The 15765-nt window shown below is 62.7% G+C and carries 19 protein-coding genes; 13 read left to right on the top strand and 6 right to left on the bottom strand.

What is annotated here, in order from left to right; translation table 11 throughout:
• Window positions 1-7 precede the first annotated feature (7 nt).
• The 7 genes from V1279_RS26040 to V1279_RS26010 all read left to right on the top strand — a co-directional run bounded on the left by V1279_RS26040 (window position 8) and on the right by V1279_RS26010 (window position 5931).
• A complete protein-coding gene (locus V1279_RS26040; RefSeq protein ID WP_108518865.1) occupies window positions 8-274 on the top strand; it encodes a DUF2277 domain-containing protein in 267 nt (88 codons plus the stop codon).
• 473 nt (window positions 275-747) lie between these two features.
• On the top strand, window positions 748-1296 hold the full coding sequence (locus V1279_RS26035) for a hypothetical protein (RefSeq protein ID WP_334441747.1): 549 nt from the start codon (window positions 748-750) through the stop codon (window positions 1294-1296).
• A gap of 583 nt (window positions 1297-1879) precedes the next feature.
• Window positions 1880-2365 carry a tripartite tricarboxylate transporter TctB family protein gene (locus V1279_RS26030; RefSeq protein ID WP_334441744.1) on the top strand — a complete coding sequence of 162 codons (486 nt, stop codon included), beginning with the start codon at window positions 1880-1882 and terminating at the stop codon, window positions 2363-2365.
• Window positions 2366-2378: 13 nt separating this feature from the next.
• Window positions 2379-3875 (top strand): tripartite tricarboxylate transporter permease, encoded by a 1497-nt coding sequence (locus V1279_RS26025; RefSeq protein ID WP_334441741.1) that lies wholly within the window; start codon window positions 2379-2381, stop codon window positions 3873-3875.
• Window positions 3876-3923: 48 nt separating this feature from the next.
• Window positions 3924-4907: a Bug family tripartite tricarboxylate transporter substrate binding protein gene (locus V1279_RS26020; protein WP_334441739.1), complete on the top strand. Its 984-nt coding sequence runs from the start codon at window positions 3924-3926 to the stop codon at window positions 4905-4907.
• A gap of 322 nt (window positions 4908-5229) precedes the next feature.
• Window positions 5230-5451, top strand: a complete 222-nt coding sequence (locus V1279_RS26015; RefSeq protein WP_334441738.1) for a hypothetical protein — start codon at window positions 5230-5232, stop codon at window positions 5449-5451.
• A gap of 66 nt (window positions 5452-5517) precedes the next feature.
• Window positions 5518-5931 (top strand): hypothetical protein, encoded by a 414-nt coding sequence (locus V1279_RS26010; protein WP_334441735.1) that lies wholly within the window; start codon window positions 5518-5520, stop codon window positions 5929-5931.
• Window positions 5932-5984: 53 nt separating this feature from the next.
• On the opposite strand, the gene V1279_RS26005 is transcribed toward V1279_RS26010, so the two are convergent.
• Window positions 5985-6332 (bottom strand): hypothetical protein, encoded by a 348-nt coding sequence (locus V1279_RS26005; protein ID WP_334441732.1) that lies wholly within the window; start codon window positions 6330-6332, stop codon window positions 5985-5987.
• Between the two features lie 153 nt (window positions 6333-6485).
• Here V1279_RS26005 and V1279_RS26000 point away from each other — a divergent pair, with 153 nt between their 5' ends.
• A complete protein-coding gene (locus tag V1279_RS26000) occupies window positions 6486-6698 on the top strand; it encodes a hypothetical protein (protein ID WP_334441730.1) in 213 nt (70 codons plus the stop codon).
• A gap of 342 nt (window positions 6699-7040) precedes the next feature.
• Here the strand turns inward: V1279_RS26000 and V1279_RS25995 are convergent, their stop codons facing one another.
• Together V1279_RS25995 and V1279_RS25990 are read right to left on the bottom strand one after the other, a co-directional pair.
• Window positions 7041-8213, bottom strand: coding sequence for a cytochrome P450 (locus tag V1279_RS25995; protein WP_334441728.1), 1173 nt, complete (start codon window positions 8211-8213; stop codon window positions 7041-7043).
• Window positions 8214-8220: 7 nt separating this feature from the next.
• Window positions 8221-8988: an SDR family NAD(P)-dependent oxidoreductase gene (locus tag V1279_RS25990; RefSeq protein WP_334441725.1), complete on the bottom strand. Its 768-nt coding sequence runs from the start codon at window positions 8986-8988 to the stop codon at window positions 8221-8223.
• A 314-nt stretch (window positions 8989-9302) separates the two neighbouring features.
• Here V1279_RS25990 and V1279_RS25985 point away from each other — a divergent pair, with 314 nt between their 5' ends.
• Window positions 9303-9851: a DUF2380 domain-containing protein gene (locus V1279_RS25985; protein ID WP_334441722.1), complete on the top strand. Its 549-nt coding sequence runs from the start codon at window positions 9303-9305 to the stop codon at window positions 9849-9851.
• Window positions 9852-9944: 93 nt separating this feature from the next.
• Here V1279_RS25985 and V1279_RS25980 read toward each other — a convergent pair whose 3' ends face one another.
• A complete protein-coding gene (locus V1279_RS25980; protein ID WP_334441720.1) occupies window positions 9945-10334 on the bottom strand; it encodes a RidA family protein in 390 nt (129 codons plus the stop codon).
• A 497-nt stretch (window positions 10335-10831) separates the two neighbouring features.
• On the opposite strand from V1279_RS25980, the gene V1279_RS25975 reads away from it, so the two are divergent.
• Window positions 10832-11272, top strand: a complete 441-nt coding sequence (locus tag V1279_RS25975) for a hypothetical protein (protein ID WP_334441718.1) — start codon at window positions 10832-10834, stop codon at window positions 11270-11272.
• A gap of 152 nt (window positions 11273-11424) precedes the next feature.
• Window positions 11425-11970 carry an HD domain-containing protein gene (locus V1279_RS25970; protein WP_334441715.1) on the top strand — a complete coding sequence of 182 codons (546 nt, stop codon included), beginning with the start codon at window positions 11425-11427 and terminating at the stop codon, window positions 11968-11970.
• A gap of 47 nt (window positions 11971-12017) precedes the next feature.
• Here the strand turns inward: V1279_RS25970 and V1279_RS25965 are convergent, their stop codons facing one another.
• Together V1279_RS25965 and V1279_RS25960 are read right to left on the bottom strand one after the other, a co-directional pair.
• Entirely contained in the window at window positions 12018-12521 is a 504-nt protein-coding gene (locus V1279_RS25965; protein WP_334441713.1) for a DUF1993 domain-containing protein, read from the bottom strand.
• A gap of 219 nt (window positions 12522-12740) precedes the next feature.
• Window positions 12741-14093 carry a lytic murein transglycosylase gene (locus V1279_RS25960; RefSeq protein ID WP_334441711.1) on the bottom strand — a complete coding sequence of 451 codons (1353 nt, stop codon included), beginning with the start codon at window positions 14091-14093 and terminating at the stop codon, window positions 12741-12743.
• 295 nt (window positions 14094-14388) lie between these two features.
• Between V1279_RS25960 and V1279_RS25955 the strand changes: the two genes are divergently transcribed.
• Together V1279_RS25955 and V1279_RS25950 are read left to right on the top strand one after the other, a co-directional pair.
• Window positions 14389-15258 (top strand): FAD binding domain-containing protein, encoded by an 870-nt coding sequence (locus V1279_RS25955; protein WP_334441709.1) that lies wholly within the window; start codon window positions 14389-14391, stop codon window positions 15256-15258.
• Window positions 15259-15263: 5 nt separating this feature from the next.
• Complete coding sequence (locus V1279_RS25950) at window positions 15264-15755, top strand: (2Fe-2S)-binding protein (protein ID WP_334441707.1); 492 nt, start codon at window positions 15264-15266, stop codon at window positions 15753-15755.
• The last annotated feature ends 10 nt before the right edge of the window (window positions 15756-15765 follow it).

The raw sequence follows: 15765 nt of genomic DNA, 5'->3' as shown, positions 1-15765 counted from the left end.
GAGAACCATGTGCCGCAATATCAAGACCCTGTTCAATTTCGATCCCCCGGCTACCCACGCCGAAATCCATGCTTCCGCGCTGCAATTCGTGCGAAAACTCTCCGGTTTCAATTCGCCGTCGCAGGCGAACGCCGAGGCGTTCAACCGCGCGGTTTCTGAAGTTTCCGACAGTGCGCGGCGCTTGCTGGCCTCGTTGCAGACCAACGCGGCGCCGCGCGACCGCGAGGTCGAGGCCGAGAAGGCGAGGGAGCGCTCGCGGGCGAGGTTTGGCTAGGGGCGCGGTGCGGTCATTGCCGCCGAGTATGCGGACGCCTCAAAAATCGCGCGGCGATCGCAGAATGCATCTTGGCCTGTGCAGCCACTGGTGAGCGAGACCCAATCGAACCTGGGCTGGCGGCGTTGATTAATTTGAAGGTCACTGTCGCGGCGTGACCGGACGCCGATCAAGCACGTTGCTGTGCACGGGTTGCGCAATGAGAGGGCCTAACGGTTGACGCTTGACCGACCTTCAAACAAGTCGATTCTCTTGTCGTGCGACGATCTCACAAACGCCCTAGGGCTGCTGCGCTCCTGCCTCCCTTCCGTCAAACCAGGATCGCCTCTTCCCTCAAGAATTTGGAAGAGCCGTCGGTGGAGGTACCAATGTTATACTCGCAAAGCCCACCACTGACAGCCGATGAACCTTCGTCCGGCGGGCTTGCGCGCGATCCGGACGTCCGATCCGATCAGCGCATGGGTAGACGGCGCATGAAGCCGTCGATCGATCCTCCCCATCACTACCGCTTCGGGGAGGGGCCGCTGGCGAGCGGCCGGCCGTCGATTGGCAGGCGAATATTCCGTACCCTTGCCCGGTTCTCTATTGCGGTTCTCATCGGTGTCGGCGTCACGCTTGGCTGGCAGTCCCACGGTGATGCAGCAAAGGAGATGCTGGTAGCCCGGGCTCCGATGCTGGCCTGGGTGTTATCCGTTTCGACGATGAAGTCGCCAGTCGTGGCCGCAACTTCCACTGACCCGATGCAGCAGCTTGCGCCCTTGGCATCCAGTCTCGATGTCGTGCGGCGCAGCGTAGAACAACTCGCTGCCAAGCAAGAACAGATGGCCCAGAACATTGCGGCACTACGGGCTGTTGAGGAGGACATCAGACAGAAGATGTCATCCACGCCTCCGGCCCCGACCCAGCAGGCGACCTCCATCCCGCAGCCCAAACCTCCGCAACCCAAGGCGCAATCATCGGCCGTACAGTCATCGTCGGTGCCTCGCCCGCCGCCTCCCGCCGGACCACAGCTCTCGCGCTGACTGCCCAGATTGCCGGCGGCGAAATTGATCAACGCCTTTCCTTTTGTGACCCGGTCAACCCATGGCGACCGACCCTCCCGCCTCAGTTCACTTCGAGCTTCATTTTGAGGGGTTATCACCGCGCTCACGCAACATCGGTGGCGCTCTCCTCTGCGACCGTCGCTTCCAACTCGGGATGCGTGCCATGACTGCTGTTGGGGCACGTTTGAGACATGCCGACCGGTTCTGAAGATGTCGGTTGATCGGGGCAGACCGGAAGTGATCAGTACACCGTCAAAGCGCCGCGAATGACCCAACTCGGACATCGGCTCCGCAGTTCACCCGCCACGTGACCACTTTCTGCCGCAGCACGATCGCACCGCAATATTGAGACCGACGACGCAGAACGAGTGCTTGCCGATGTCGATGCCGACAAAGGCGACGGCCGTGGCAGCGGCCTTGCCTAATGTGGGCTGGTAATCTCGTTAGGTTTGCGAGATGATCCGCGGCGCCTGTTAAAACGAGCGTCAACGCGCCAAGGAAGCGGCCGGCCTGACAGAGCCGCACCAAGGATGCTCGATACCCGGCGGCGAGGGAGGAAGCCATGCCGACCAGCGGCAGCAAGGCTCTCAAATTGGGCTGGCAAGTCGCCTGCTTGTGCCTCCTTGGCATCTTCGTGCCCGCGCTCGTGACGTCCCTTGGCTATTCGCTGACCGATGCCTTGGGCCCGGGCCCTGGCTTCTTTCCGTTCTGGCTCAGCCTCATCGGTGCGGTCCTCTCCGCCGCGATCCTGGTGCAAGTGACACTGGCCAAGGCGGCCGAGGGCACCGCCATCAGCCTTGCACCGGACCGGCGGATGGCGCTGCAGGCAATCGGCGTACTCATTGCCCTGACGGCGGCGGCAGCCCTGTTCGAGCCCCTCGGGTACCGGCTGACCATGCTGCCATTCATCGTGGGAGTGCTGCTCATTCTCGGCGCACGGTCGCCGATCGCCATCACGCTGACGGCGCTCGCGGGAAGCTTCGGCGTCTTCCACGTTTTCTACCACTGGCTCAAGGTGCCGTTGCCGATCGGCGCATTCGGGATGTGAGGCAGGGCACGCGATGGACACTCTTGCGCATCTGATGGCGGGCCTGACGGCGGCGCTCAGCCTGCAGAACCTCGCTTTCGCGCTCATCGGCTGCCTGCTGGGCACGCTCATCGGCGTGCTGCCCGGCCTCGGGCCTGCCGCCGGCACCGCGATCTTGATACCGCTGACCTTCAAGCTCGACCCGACTGGCGCCCTCATTATGCTTTCCGCGATCTACTATGGGGCGATGTATGGAGGCACGGTGACCTCGGTGCTGATCAACGTGCCGGGCGAAGCTGCGTCAGTGATCACCTGTATCGACGGGCACCAGATGGCCAAACAGGGCCGCGGCGGCACCGCGCTGGGCATCGCTGCGATTGGCTCATTTGTCGGCGGAATCGTTGCGACCATTGCGCTGGTCGTCGTCGCCCCGCCGCTCGCGCAGGTAGCCTTGAAGTTCGGTCCGCCGGAATTCTTCGCGCTGATGCTGGTCGGCCTCTGCCTCATCACCGGCCTCGGCGGCCGTTCGCTGCTCGCCGGACTCACCATGGCAATACTCGGGCTTCTGATTGCCATGGTCGGGATCGATCCCGTACGCGGGGCTCCGCGCTTCACGCTCGGCATTCCGAGCCTCTATGACGGCCTCGGTTTCATTCCCGTCGTGATGGGCCTGTTCGGCGTCGCCGAAATCCTGCTCGGCATCGGGCAACCGCGTCACCAGGTCATCAAGACCGACCTGGCCTCATTGCTGCCTTCGCGCGAGGAGTGGCGCCGCTCTATTGGGGCCATCGGACGCGGAACCGGCATCGGCTTTTTCCTTGGGCTTATTCCGGGGGTCGGGGCGATCATTCCGACCTTCGTGGCGTATGTCTTCGAGAAGCGTCTCTCGAAGACGCCAGAGCGGTTTGGGCACGGCGCCATCGAAGGCGTGGCGGCACCCGAGAGCGCCAACAACGCCTACGCCAATGCCGCCATGATTCCGCTGCTGACCCTCGGCATCCCGAGCTCGCCGACGATTGCGGTGCTGATGGGCGCGTTCATCATCAACGGGCTCACCCCGGGGCCGTTCCTCTTCCAGGAGCGCCCGGATCTTGTCTGGGCCGTGATCGCGAGCTTCTTCCTCGGCAATATCCTGCTGCTCGTTCTGAATTTGCCTTTCGTCGGCTTGTGGGCGCGCATCCTGTATCTACCCCATTCTTATGTGTGGGCCGGCACGCTCCTGTTTTGCATCATCGGCGCCTACAGCCTGCAGCAGAACGTGTTCGATATCGGCGTCATGATCGTCTGCGGCATCATCGGCTATGGCATGCGCAAGATCGACATGCCGATCGCACCACTGGTGCTGGGGCTGATCCTCGGACCCTTCCTTGAGAAGTCGCTCAGAACGTCGCTGGAAATGTCGGCGGGCGACTTCTCCATTTTCTTTACGCGCCCGCTCTGCCTCACGCTGCTGGTGCTGGCAGGTATCGTGCTCGTTGCCTCCGCGCTACGGCTGCCGCCGCGCGAACTCCGGGAGGGATCTACCACCTGACAGGAATCGAGAGTGTGAGACTTCGAAGCATAAGAGGAGGATGAGGAAATGCCCAAGCTCACGAAATGCCTCTCCGTCGCGGCCATTGTGCTCGCCGCGGTGACCGGAGCTGCGAGGGCGCAGCAGGATTTTCCCACCAAGCCGATCCAGCTGATGGTCGCCTTCCCGGCGGGAGGATCGACCGATATTGCGGCGCGCATCGTCGCATCCATCGCCGAGAAGGCGCTGGGACAGCCGATCGTGATCGTCAACCGCGGCGGTGCCGGCGGCCAGATCGGGTGGACCGAATTGGTGCGCCAGAGGCCCGACGGCTACTACATCGGCTTCATCAACCTGCCCGCTACCAATACGGTGATCCTCGATCCGGAGCGCAGGGCGACCTTCACCGAGGAGGACCTCACACCGATCATCAACCAGGTGCTGGATCCTGGCGTTATCTGGGTCAGGGCGGACAGCCTCTACAAGACCGTGCAGGACCTCATCGACGCGGCCAAGAAATCGCCGGGAACGATCCGCGCCGCCACGACCGGCATCCTGTCGGACGACCACCTGGCGATCCTCATGACCGAGGAAGCAGCGCCGGGCGCAAAATTCCGTCTCGTGCATCTTGAAGGCGGCGCTGCGCAGTTCAAGGAGATCATGGCCGGCAACATCGATGTCGCGTTCGACAATGTCGGCAGCATCGTCAAGCGCGTACAGTCGGGGGAGGTTCGGGCGTTGGCCGTGATGGATGACGTGCGGTCCAAGTTCTTGCCCGACGTGCCGACCATGAAAGAGCTCGGCTTTCCGACGGTGATCTCGAGCTCGACGCGCGGTGTCGCCGGTCCCAAGGGGATGGCGGCGCCGCTCGTGGCCAAGCTGCGCGACGTTCTCAAGAAGGCGATGGAAGACCCTGAGCACGTGAAGAAGCTCGAGGAGCAGGGCCTCGCCATCAAGATCATGATTGGCGATGAGTACGAAAAGTACTTCGCCGAAACGCACGCCAAGGCGAAGAAGTATACGGAGTGGGCCAAGGACCGACCGCCCATGTGATGCTGGCGGCTGATCCTCGCGGCGCGTCGATCGTGGCTTTCCGCGAACAACGCTTCGAATCGGGCGTGGCGCTGGTATAGCGGCGCGCCGCAGTGCCGCGCCGCATCTCCAACTCATTCGAAAGGTCCGCTTGTGGGCACTTTTCGGATCTCACGCGATGTTCGACGTGAGTCTGGAATGCGCATCAAAGCGGAAGTTCGCCAACCACCTTGGATTTATGGGTTCGTAGCCGCCCGGTTCCGGCGCGGCGTGATGCACCTCACGGTGCGGCGAGGCCGTGGCGTCCATGATGGCATCGGATGTCAGCGACCGGAGCACTGTCATGGATCAGGCCAAGCGATTGAAGCTCGCGGCCATTTTCTTCACCATCTTCTGGATCGGCGGGATGCTGTGGTGGAGCGGCGAGTATCATCCCGCCTACATCATCCTTCTTGCCGTTTGCGGGACCATCGGAGGCTATCTCTGGTACCTCGCCATGCGCTGGGTATTTCAGCACATGCACCTGCGCAACGGCGATCATGGCGGCGGCCGGGAGACGCCGTGAGGCGGTGACGCCTTCATCGATTGCTGTTAATTTCCCCTCATGCACTTTGAACCGGGCAGGTTGGCCATGCGAGTTCTCGCCGTCCTTGCATTCGTCCTGATTTCCTCCACGGCCTTTGCCGTGACATCAGAAAGATTCGGCCGGGGCGGCTGGTACAAGGATTTCCACCCCGAGATCGAGCGCGCCAATTCCAGCGGCGAACTGTTTCGCATCAAGGGCCATTGCCAGTCGAACTGCACGTTGTTTCTGGGGCTGCGCAATGTCTGCGTCGAGCGCAGCGCCACGCTGTTGTTCCACGCCGGTCACGACCGCCAGCGCAATATCCATGCGGGCTCCACGCAGCGGATGCTGAACGCCTATAACCCCAAGCTACGCCAGTATCTCGTCGACAATCACTACATGGAGACGCTGGAATTTCACACCATTCCGGGCAGCACGATCATCGACCGGTTCGGCTACCGGGAATGTCCGCGCCAGTAGAAGCTTCGTAGTTCTACGATAGTGCGCCTTGGTGCCGACAGCTGGTCTAGCTATTAGACCAGCCGAAGCACTAACTGGCGCAAGGGATGGATGTGGGTTTGCACGAAGTCAGTCAAATGCTCAGGCACCAGCACACAATCCATGTCGCAGCGTAGCTGGATTTCAGCCGCTATGTCCGAAGAAACATCTTCGGACCAGTGTTCGAGCGTGTTGAACGCCACGATGCGGACGGGGCTATTGTATTGGCCGGAAAGTAGATCGCCGACGATGGTTTCAAGGTCGGCTTTTTCGATCTCGGTTTCTCGGTAAACCCTCCCGCTGGAAAAGCTATCTACAACAAGGTAGACGGTTTCATCCGCCCCATAGGGTACTATGCCGGGTGACCAGTCAGTCTTTGGCATGTGCGCGCATCCTGCAACTCACGCGATTCAAGTGCTGTCCAGCCCAGCGGTTCCAGTTTTTGTTCCACTTTTTCCCGAATTTGCTATCATCAAAACCGTCTTGTCGCTCGTAGAGGATGTTGGTTTAGGGCAGGCGCCCGGAGAGGTAGTGCCATGACCAAACTGGATGATCGGACGATTGCAAACATGAGTTTCGTTTTGGAAGAGACCTGCCGCGTCTTCCCTAACGGCGGCGACCACGAACGCCGTCGCTACATCGCACAGAAATTGAGGCTCAGTGCGAAAAGGGGAAACGCCACCTTGGGCGGATTGAGGACCGTCGCACACAGCGCGCTCAAAGAGATAACGAAGCAACGGTCGGTCTAACAGGATATTTTCGAGCGTTCTTGATGACGCGACGGCCGAAAAGGTAGCGAAGGAAATCGTCGCCCGTTTGCGAGAGCAACGGCTCGCAGCATTCCCAATTTTTCATTCTCGCAACCAATGGGGATGGCGAGCGCGTTTTTCGAGCGCCGATTGATCTTGCCCAACTAGCGTTGAACTGAGTTCTGTCAGAAAACCTCACCGTAGTTGCCCGGATGGACGACCGTGAAGCATTGACTGAGAATGCCGCTTTCTCTCCAAAGCGTATATTTGCGTTCGCCCGGCACACTCGCCGGGCTTTCGCGTGCGCCGAAATAGCATCGCTTTTATGACTATCTGCAACGATCAGGCAGCGTCCCACTTCACTGGCAGATTGAGCAGGCCGCGAAACGCCCAGCCGCCGATCCGCACCGGTTCGCTGTCGTCCAGCCGCAGGCCTTTCAGCCGCGCGAATGCGCTCGGCAGCGCGACGTCGGCCACCATGGCGCGAGAGGCGAACGCACCGGCGCAATAATGCGGGCCGGCGCCGAAGGCGATGCTCTTCTGGGTGTCGCGGGTGATGTCGAAACGATCCGGATCGTTGAACGAGGCCTCGTCGCGATTGGCCGAGCCGAACATGAAGAACACGCGGTCTTCCGGCTCGAAGTCGACGCCGCGATAAGTCCACGGCTTGGCGACGCGGCGCGGCGACATCTGGATCGGTGCAATCCAGCGCGCATACTCCTCGAACACGTCGATCCACTTTGCTTTTCCCTCGCGCACCAGCGCGAGCTGCTCGGGATGCGTCAGCAACGCCCAGGTCGCGCCTGATATCGCGTCGCGCGGCTCGTTCTGCCCGCCCGAAATCGCAAGCTTGATGTTGGCGCGGATGCTTTCCATGTTCTGGCCTGAAGCCAGCAGCACGCTCAGGATCGAGGTGTTCGGGTGCTTCTTCACCACCGGAATCATGTCGTCGATCGCGGCATCGATGCCGGATGTTGCCGCATGGCAGCGCGCCTCGACCTCCTTGTTGCCGGTGTAATTGGCGATGCCGTCGATCATCGCCTGCGACCACGCGTCCATGTCCTGGTAGCGCATGTTGGTGAGCCCGGTGACGTCCTTCAGGCATTCGGCCGACAGCGGCAGCGCCAGCTCTTTACAGAGATCGGCGGAGCCTTTCGGCACGAGCTCGTCGAGGATACGGTCGGCGTGGGCCTGAAACTGCCGGATCCAGGTGTCGCGCACCGTGCGCGGCGACACCGCGGGAAACATCGCCTGCCGCTCCGTCATGTGCGCATCGCCATCCTTGCGCATCATGTTGTGGCCCATCAGCACATTCATCAGCCCGTTCGGCTGGTGCGAGGAGAACACGTCGATGCGCTTCTCCTGGGTGAAGATGTCGTCGCGCCGGGTGAACACGGTCGAGCCGAGCTGCGGCACGAACGCGATCGGCGCCTCCTTCCGCATCTGCGCCAGTGCAGGGTAGGGATCGGCCCAGAACGTGGGGACGTCGATATTGAAATGCGGGGCGTTGGACATGAGGCGCTCACACCGCCCGATAGCCGCCGTCGACCATCACGATCGATCCGGACACGTACGCCGACAGATCGGACGCCAGGAAGATCGCAGGCCCGACGATGTCTTCCGCGGTGCCGGCGCGGCCCAGCGGGGTGTGGTCCATGAACGTCTTCACCAGGTCTGGATTGTTGGCGCGGGCATTGGCGTTGAGTGGGGTCGCGATGAAGCCGGGGCCGATCGCATTGACGCGGACGCCTTCCTTGCCGAGTTCGGCGGCGAGCGCCTTGGTGAAGCCGAGCACGCCGTGCTTGGAGGCGGTGTAGGCCGGCGAGCTCGGCGTGCGCACATGCACGAAGGACTGGATCGAGCCGATGTTGACGATGCGTCCCTTGCTGGCGCGCAAAGGCGCGAGGAACGCATGCGTCACATTGAAAACACCCGTAAGGTTGATCGCGATGATGTCTTCCCAGTCGTTGATCACGGCCTCCGCCGCGCCCAGCATGCCGTTGCGGCGGACGATGCCGGCATTGTTGACGAGGATCGAGACTTGGCCAACCTTGTCGGCGATCTGTTTTGCCATCGCGACACAGTCCTCGCGCTTGGCGACATCGAGCGGAAAGCTTTCGGCTTTGGCACCGGCATCGCGGATCTCCTTCGCCGCTTCCGCCGCCGCCTTCTCGTCCCTGTCGAGCAGCACGACCCGCGCCCCCTCTCGTGCATAACCGTTCGCGATGGCGCGCCCGATACCGGAGCCGGCACCGGTGATGACGGCGATGTGATTTTGGAGAAGTGGCATGTGGCGTTCCTCTGCTTTTGGTTTTGGCAGAGGATAGCAAGCGTGTCCGCTTGTACAAGGTGGGAAAGGGCGTCCGCAGGATGGGGTAGAGCCAACGGGTCGCGGGAGCGCGCGCCCGATGACAGCCTCCGCGAAACCCATCGATTGGTACCGATGAACGAAATGATGGGTGTCGCTTCGCTCCTACGGAACCAGTACGACGTGCCAGACCTCATCCTGAGGAGCGCGTCTGGCTTAGCGAAATCTCCGCGCGCTGTTATGGTTCGGGCCCGGCAGCGGTGCGATGCCACTGTCGTGGTTGAAGGAGACGAAGCATGATGCACACAGCAACCCCGTGGCGCGCGTCAAGCCTGCGCAGCCGCGCAAGTGCCGCGCTGACCATGCTGTGCGCGCTAGCCGCAGTGTCGTTTCAATCGGGCGGATCGCCGGCCGCCGCGCCGATCGCGGTGGCGGTGGCGGATTTCGATTATTTCGACACCTCAGGAGAGGTCGCGGACCAGAGCGCGGAGCATCGCGCGCGCGTGGCGTCGTTTGCCGCGTTGCTGCGCGATCATCTGGCGGCCCAGGGCAATTATCGCGTGGTGCCGATCGAATGTCCCGATCAGCCCTGCACCGCCACCAGCATGTCGCAGGATGTTTTCATCGCCGCCTCGCGGAAGGCCGGCGCGCGCCTCGTGATCTATGGCGGCATCCGCAAGATGCGCACGCTGGTGCAATGGGGCGAAGTCCAGTTGCTCGATCTCGAAGCCGAGAAATTGTTGATGCAGCGGACCGTGACGTTCCGCGGCGACAACGATGCCGCCTATCGGCACGCCGCCGATTTCGTCAGCGATCAACTGAAGGAAACGATGCCGAAGCCGTGAGCTATCTCGTGGGGCGGATTAGTTAGTTAGTTAGCGAAGCGTAATCCGCCGACCTTGCCGTGAATGGCGGATTACGCTCACGCTAATCCGCCCCTACGCCTTCGTCAGTGATGCAACAGCTTCGATCTCGATCAGCATTTTCGGATCGGGCAGCGCCTGCACCACGCAGGTGGTGCGGGCGGGGTAGGGTGCGGGCCCGAAGGCGGAGGCATACAGCACGTTCATCGTGGCGACGTCGGATGCGCGCGTCAGCAGCACGTTGACCTTGACGAGATCGCGAAACGTCGCGCCGGCCTCGTCGAGCACGCGCTTGATGTTGGCGACGACGAAGCCGAACTGCGCCTCGAAACCATCAGCCAGCGCGCCCTTGTCGTCAAAGCCCGGAATGCCCGAGACGAACAGCAGGTCGCCGGTGCGGGTCGCGAACGAGAGCGGCGGGGACTTGATGCCGGCGGGCGGAGCGAAATGCTGTATCTGCGACATGGGACACCTTCGTGAGGGGTTCGGTCCCTTAAGCCTACAGCATGATCCGGAAAAGTGGATACCGGTTTTCCCTCGCGACAAAGGCGGAACGCGTTTGCGCGGAGATCATGCTCCAATCAAAGAGTTAGGGCGTGATGACGATTCGAAGAAGCGTCATCACGCTCTAACGCGCCGCTGCCTCGCTGGAAAGGCAGCGGCGCGGCGCCTACGACCCGCCGATAGGTTTGAAGGTCCCGCCCGTCAGTGCAATTCGCTGGACATGAAATAGCGCGACACGCTTCCGGTCGAAGTAATGCAGTTCACAGTCCGGCTTTTTTTGTTCGTGCAATCGTGATGAAATTGTGTCGGATGCACGGCGCGGGTTGGCGTGCGCAGTGCGCCGCGTGAGGCGCCGAATACACTTTGCCCCTTGCGCCGATCGGTTACTATCCGATAGTTGCTATTGCAAAGCCCGCCCGACACTTTTCCGATTTGCAAGACCTCCGGAGATACGACCCATGAAAATGCCATCCGCCATTCGCGCTGTCCTGCTCGCGCTGACGGTGCTCGCCGGCGCGGCGCTGCCCTCCGCCTCGCATGCCGACGAAGGCTTTGTGCAGCTCACGATCTACAAGGCGGGATGGATCATCGGCGGATCCGGCGGCAGCGGCGTTCTGAACTTCCACGGGCGACGCTATTCGCTGTCGACCGGCGGCCTCGATTACGGCCTGGTGTTCGGCGGCTCGAAAACGGTGCTGCGCGGCCGGGTCAGCAACATCTATCGCCCCTCCGACGTTGCCGGCGTCTACGGCGCGGCCGGCGCGGGCCTTGCGGTGGGCCGCGGCGCGCGCGCGATCGTGCTGACCAACCAGAAGGGCGCGGTGCTGGAATTGACCGGCCACCAGGTCGGATTGATGGCGAACGCGGATCTCAGCGGCTTGGCGATTACGATGCGGTAATTTCCCGAACGTCATTGCGAGCCAACGGGTCGCGCGAATGCGCGCCCGATGACAGGCTCCGCGAAGCAATCCATGCCGCCGCTTGCGGAGATATGGATTGCTTCGTCGCTTGCGCTCTTCGCAATGACGCTGTCGAATGGTGAGACCTGGCAATGAACCGCGAAGAGTTGGTTGCCGCTTACACCGCGCCGGGCCGCCACTATCACAACCTGGCGCATATCGAAGACTGTCTCGGCGCGCTCGCGCGCGTCGACGGTCTTTCAGCGTTTGAGCGCGAAATTCTGTCCCAGGCAATCTGGTGGCACGATGTCGTCTACGACGCGACGCGGGCGGACAATGAAGAGCTCAGCGCGCGCCTGGCCGAACAGCATGTTCGCGCGGATATTCGCCAGGAAGTAGGCCGCCTCATCCGCCTGACCAAGACACACGACGTCCAGCCCGATGATCGCCTGGGCGCCATTCTGATCTCGATCGACCTCAGCATCCTCGGCGCGGAGCCCGCGCGCTACGACGCTTATGCCGCCGCGATCCGGCAGGAGTTCATCCATGTTCCGGATCGCGACTATCGCGCCGGCCGCGCTCATGTGCTTGGCCGGTTCGCAGCACGGCCGGTCATCTTTCCCGATGCGGTCTTTGCCGCGCGATATGACCGGCAGGCCCGCGAAAACCTCGCGCGCGAACTGGCTTCGTTGCGCTGATGCCGCCGTCGCCGCGGCTTGCGATGCGCGCGCGACGACGGCTGCGATTACCTCACCCCGAGAAAATCACGCTTGCCGATCTCTACGCCGTTGTGGCGCAAAATGCCGTGGGCGGTGGCGGCGTGGAAATAGAAATTCGGGAAGGCGAAGTTGACGAGATATTGCTGGCCCTTCATCGTCATGGTGTTGCTCGGGCCGATGGGGAAGGTCACTTCCCGCATGTCGCCACCCTCGAACTGCGCCGGCTTGAACGTCTTCACATAGTCGATTGTCTTCGCGATCCGCTGCTGCAACTCCTCAAAACTCTTTTCCGTGTCCGGCGTGGACGCCACCTCGCTGCCGGTGAGCCGCGCGCAGGTCTTGCCCGCGAAATCGCAAACCGTCTGGATCTGCCGTGACAGCGGATACATGTCCGGGTAAAGCCGCGCATTGAGCAGCACCTCGGGCTGGATGTTCTTCGCCTTGCAATGCGCTTCCGCCTTGGTGAGCAGGCCGGAAAGGCTGCCGAGAATCTGCAGGAAGGCAGGCACGGTCAAGTCGTGGAAAGACATGTGATGCTCTTTTCGTGATGTGGAATGATACCTCGAGAGGGTGAGGCGCTTTCCGACATGGGGCGGCGGCAGGGAAAATACAACGCTTGCAGAGCGCCGATTGCGGGTCAATTATTTCACGGCCAGTAGCCCGGATGTAGCGAAGCGCAATCCGGGGTTCTGTGCACGCGGCACCGTCCCGGATTTCGCTGCGCTGCATCCGGGCTACGAGGAGTCAGTTCATCGCGCCGCCGGCATCACCAGACCAGCGGGCTGCGCCTGGACGCCGGGCCCGCGCATCCGTGCCAACAGCTCCGCCGTCGGCCAGGAATCCGCTGGCAGGGCATACTTGACCTGCATCGCCTTTACCGCCGTGCGGCTCAATTGCCCCATCACGCCGTCGACCTTGCCGACATTGAAGCCCGCGCGCACTAATAGAAGCTGCAGCTCTTTCAGCTCGTTGAACGGCAGTTGCGCCACCGGTGCCGATGGCTGCCGCATCGGCGCTGCGCCGGCGATGCGGGTGGCGAGATAGCCCGCGGTGGTCGAATAGATCAGCGAGTTGTTCCACTCGGTGTAAGCGGCGAAATTCGCGTACGCCAGAAACGCAGGTCCGGTGCGGCCCATCGGCAGCAGCAGCGAGGCCGGCATGTCGTCGTTCGGAAGCGCGCGGCCGTCCGGATAGGTGACGCCGAGCTGTGCGAATTTTGCGCGCGACAGTTTGATCGTGAGGTCGGCCTGGTCCCACGGGAAATTCGCCGGCGCGCGCACTTCCTGCAGCCACGGCTCGCCGCGCCGCCATTTCAATCCGTTGGCGATGTAGTTCGCGGTCGAGCCGATCACGTCGGGTGCGCTGCGCAGCATGTCGCGGTGGCCGTCGCCGTCATAGTCCACCGCATAGTTGAAGTAATGCGTCGGCAGGAACTGCGCCTGGCCGAGTTCGCCGGCCCATGAGCCGATCATCTCGCTTGGCTTGAGATCGCCGCGGTCGATGATCTTCAAGGCGGCGATGGTTTCCTTCTGGAACATCTCCGAGCGGCGGCAGTCATAGGCCAGCGACACCAGCGACGGCAGCGTATGCAGCTTGCCTAGCTCGGCGCCAAAACTGCTCTCCAGCCCCCAGAACGCGGCGATCACCGCTGATGGCACGCCATATTCCTTCTCCGCGCGCGCGAACGCCGCCGCATGCATCCGGATTCTCGCCTGCGCATTCTTTGCCGCGCCATCGGATGCCCTGTTTCGAGCGAATTCGGTGAACACCTGGCCGAATACGCGCTGGCCGCGGTCGCGGTTGACGATGCTTTGGTCGTAGACGAGGTAGGGTGCGGCCTCTGCAAGCGCGCGCTGCGAGACGCCCTCGCTAAGCGCCTGCTGCTTGAGATCAGCGAGGAAGCGGTCGAACGACATGCCATTGTGACAGGCCGCCGCGCGGGGCGAGGGGGCCCTCGCAACCGGCTGGCCGGGAACGCCTGCGGTCGGCGGTCTTGGTTGCATCGCCGCAGGCCGGACCGGTGCGGGGGCGGGTTGGGCGATGGCGAGGGATGAAAGGGACAGGGACGCCGCGGCAGCAACGAGGAGTCTGAAAAGCGGCATCAAGGTCACCGGTTGGAAAGGGATCGTAGCAAAGCGAAGCGTGCCCACCATTTCAAAGCAACTCCGCCAGTTCAACCAAGATGGTGGGCACGGCGCAAGGGCGCCTTTGCCCTACGGCCTCGGAGCAATCCGGCCCGCAAGCCCCACCATACGCATAGGAGCCTGCCGTATGAACCTGATCTCGCAGGCTGTTCCAACCGCCTCCCGCCGTGTAGGCTCAGGCCCGCACTGCCGGGCCGGCATAAGGCCATCGTCCATATGGGGCGGGCAGACAAAAAGGGAGATTGCGGAATCCATGACGGAACTCCGATATCTGGCGCCTGATACGCTTGACGAAGCGGTCGGCGCATTTGCGAAAGCCGGCAGCGCCGCGCGCATCCTGGCCGGCGGCACGGATTTGCTGGTGCAGATGCGATCCGGGATGCTGAAGCCCGGCGTGATCGTCGACATCAAGAAAATCCCCGAGATGATGGGAATCGAGCAGACCGCCGATGGCGGCTTCTGCGTCGGCGCGGCCGTCTCCGGCATGGCGCTCGCGGAACACAAGAATTTCGGCAAGGTCTGGCCCGGCGTGCTCGAGGCCGTCAACCTGATCGGTTCCAAGCAGGTGCAGGGCCGGGCGTCGGCCGGCGGCAATCTCTGCAACGGCTCGCCCGCCGGCGACAGCGTGCCCGCGATGGTCGCAGCCGGCGCCATCGTCACCGTGCAGGGCCCGGACGGCCGCCGTGAGATGAAGGTCGAAGACGTCCCCGCCGGCCCCGGTCGCACCAATCTGAAACCCGGCGAGATCCTGGTCAGCTTCACGTTGCCGCCGCGTCCGCCGGGCTCCAGCGATGCTTATCTGCGCATGATCCCGCGCACCGAAATGGACATCGCCGTGGTCGGCGTCGGCGTCAGCCTCACCATCAAGGACGGTACCGTCACCGCCGCCCGCGTCGGCTTAGGGGCCGTCGCGCCGACCGTGATGCTGGTCGAAGACGCTGCCAAGGCGTTGATCGGCTCAAAGCTCGACGACGCCGCGCTCGCGAAAGCAGCCGCCGCGTGCTCCGTCGCCTGCCGTCCGATCGACGACAAGCGTGGCACCATCGCCTACCGCACAAAAGTGGCCGGCGTGCTGCTCAAGCGCACCGCCGCGATCGCTGCCAAACGCGCTACAGGGAAATAAGCTTCATGGCCAAAGTTCACGTCACCACGTCAATCAACGGCGAGCCGATGGAATTTCTGTGCGAGCCATCAGACACCATGCTCGATGCGCTGCGCGGGCCGTTGGCGCTTACGGGCTCCAAGGAAGGCTGCGCCTCCGGCGATTGCGGCGCGTGTTCGATCACGCTCGACGATCGCCTGGTCTGCTCCTGCCTGATGCTTGCCGTCGAAGCGCAAGACCACGAGATCCGCACCATCGAGGGCATGGCGCAGGGCGACAAGCTGCATCCGCTGCAGCAAAAATTCCTCGAAATGGCGGCCCTGCAATGCGGCATCTGCACGTCGGGCATGCTGGTCGCCTCCGACGCGCTGCTCAAGAAGAACCCGAAGCCGAGCGAGGAGGAAGTCCGCTTCTGGCTCGCCGGCAACCTCTGCCGGTGCACCGGCTATGACAAGATCGTCCGCGCGGTAATGGAAACCGCCCAGGAAATGCAAAATCAAGAAATGCGCGCGCAATAGATTGCGGGAG

Source organism: Bradyrhizobium sp. AZCC 1610 (assembly GCF_036924515.1).
In the GTDB taxonomy this organism is placed as follows: domain Bacteria; phylum Pseudomonadota; class Alphaproteobacteria; order Rhizobiales; family Xanthobacteraceae; genus Bradyrhizobium.
The sequence above is the reverse complement of the archived record's forward strand: the minus strand, read 5'-3'. Positions and strand labels throughout refer to the sequence as shown.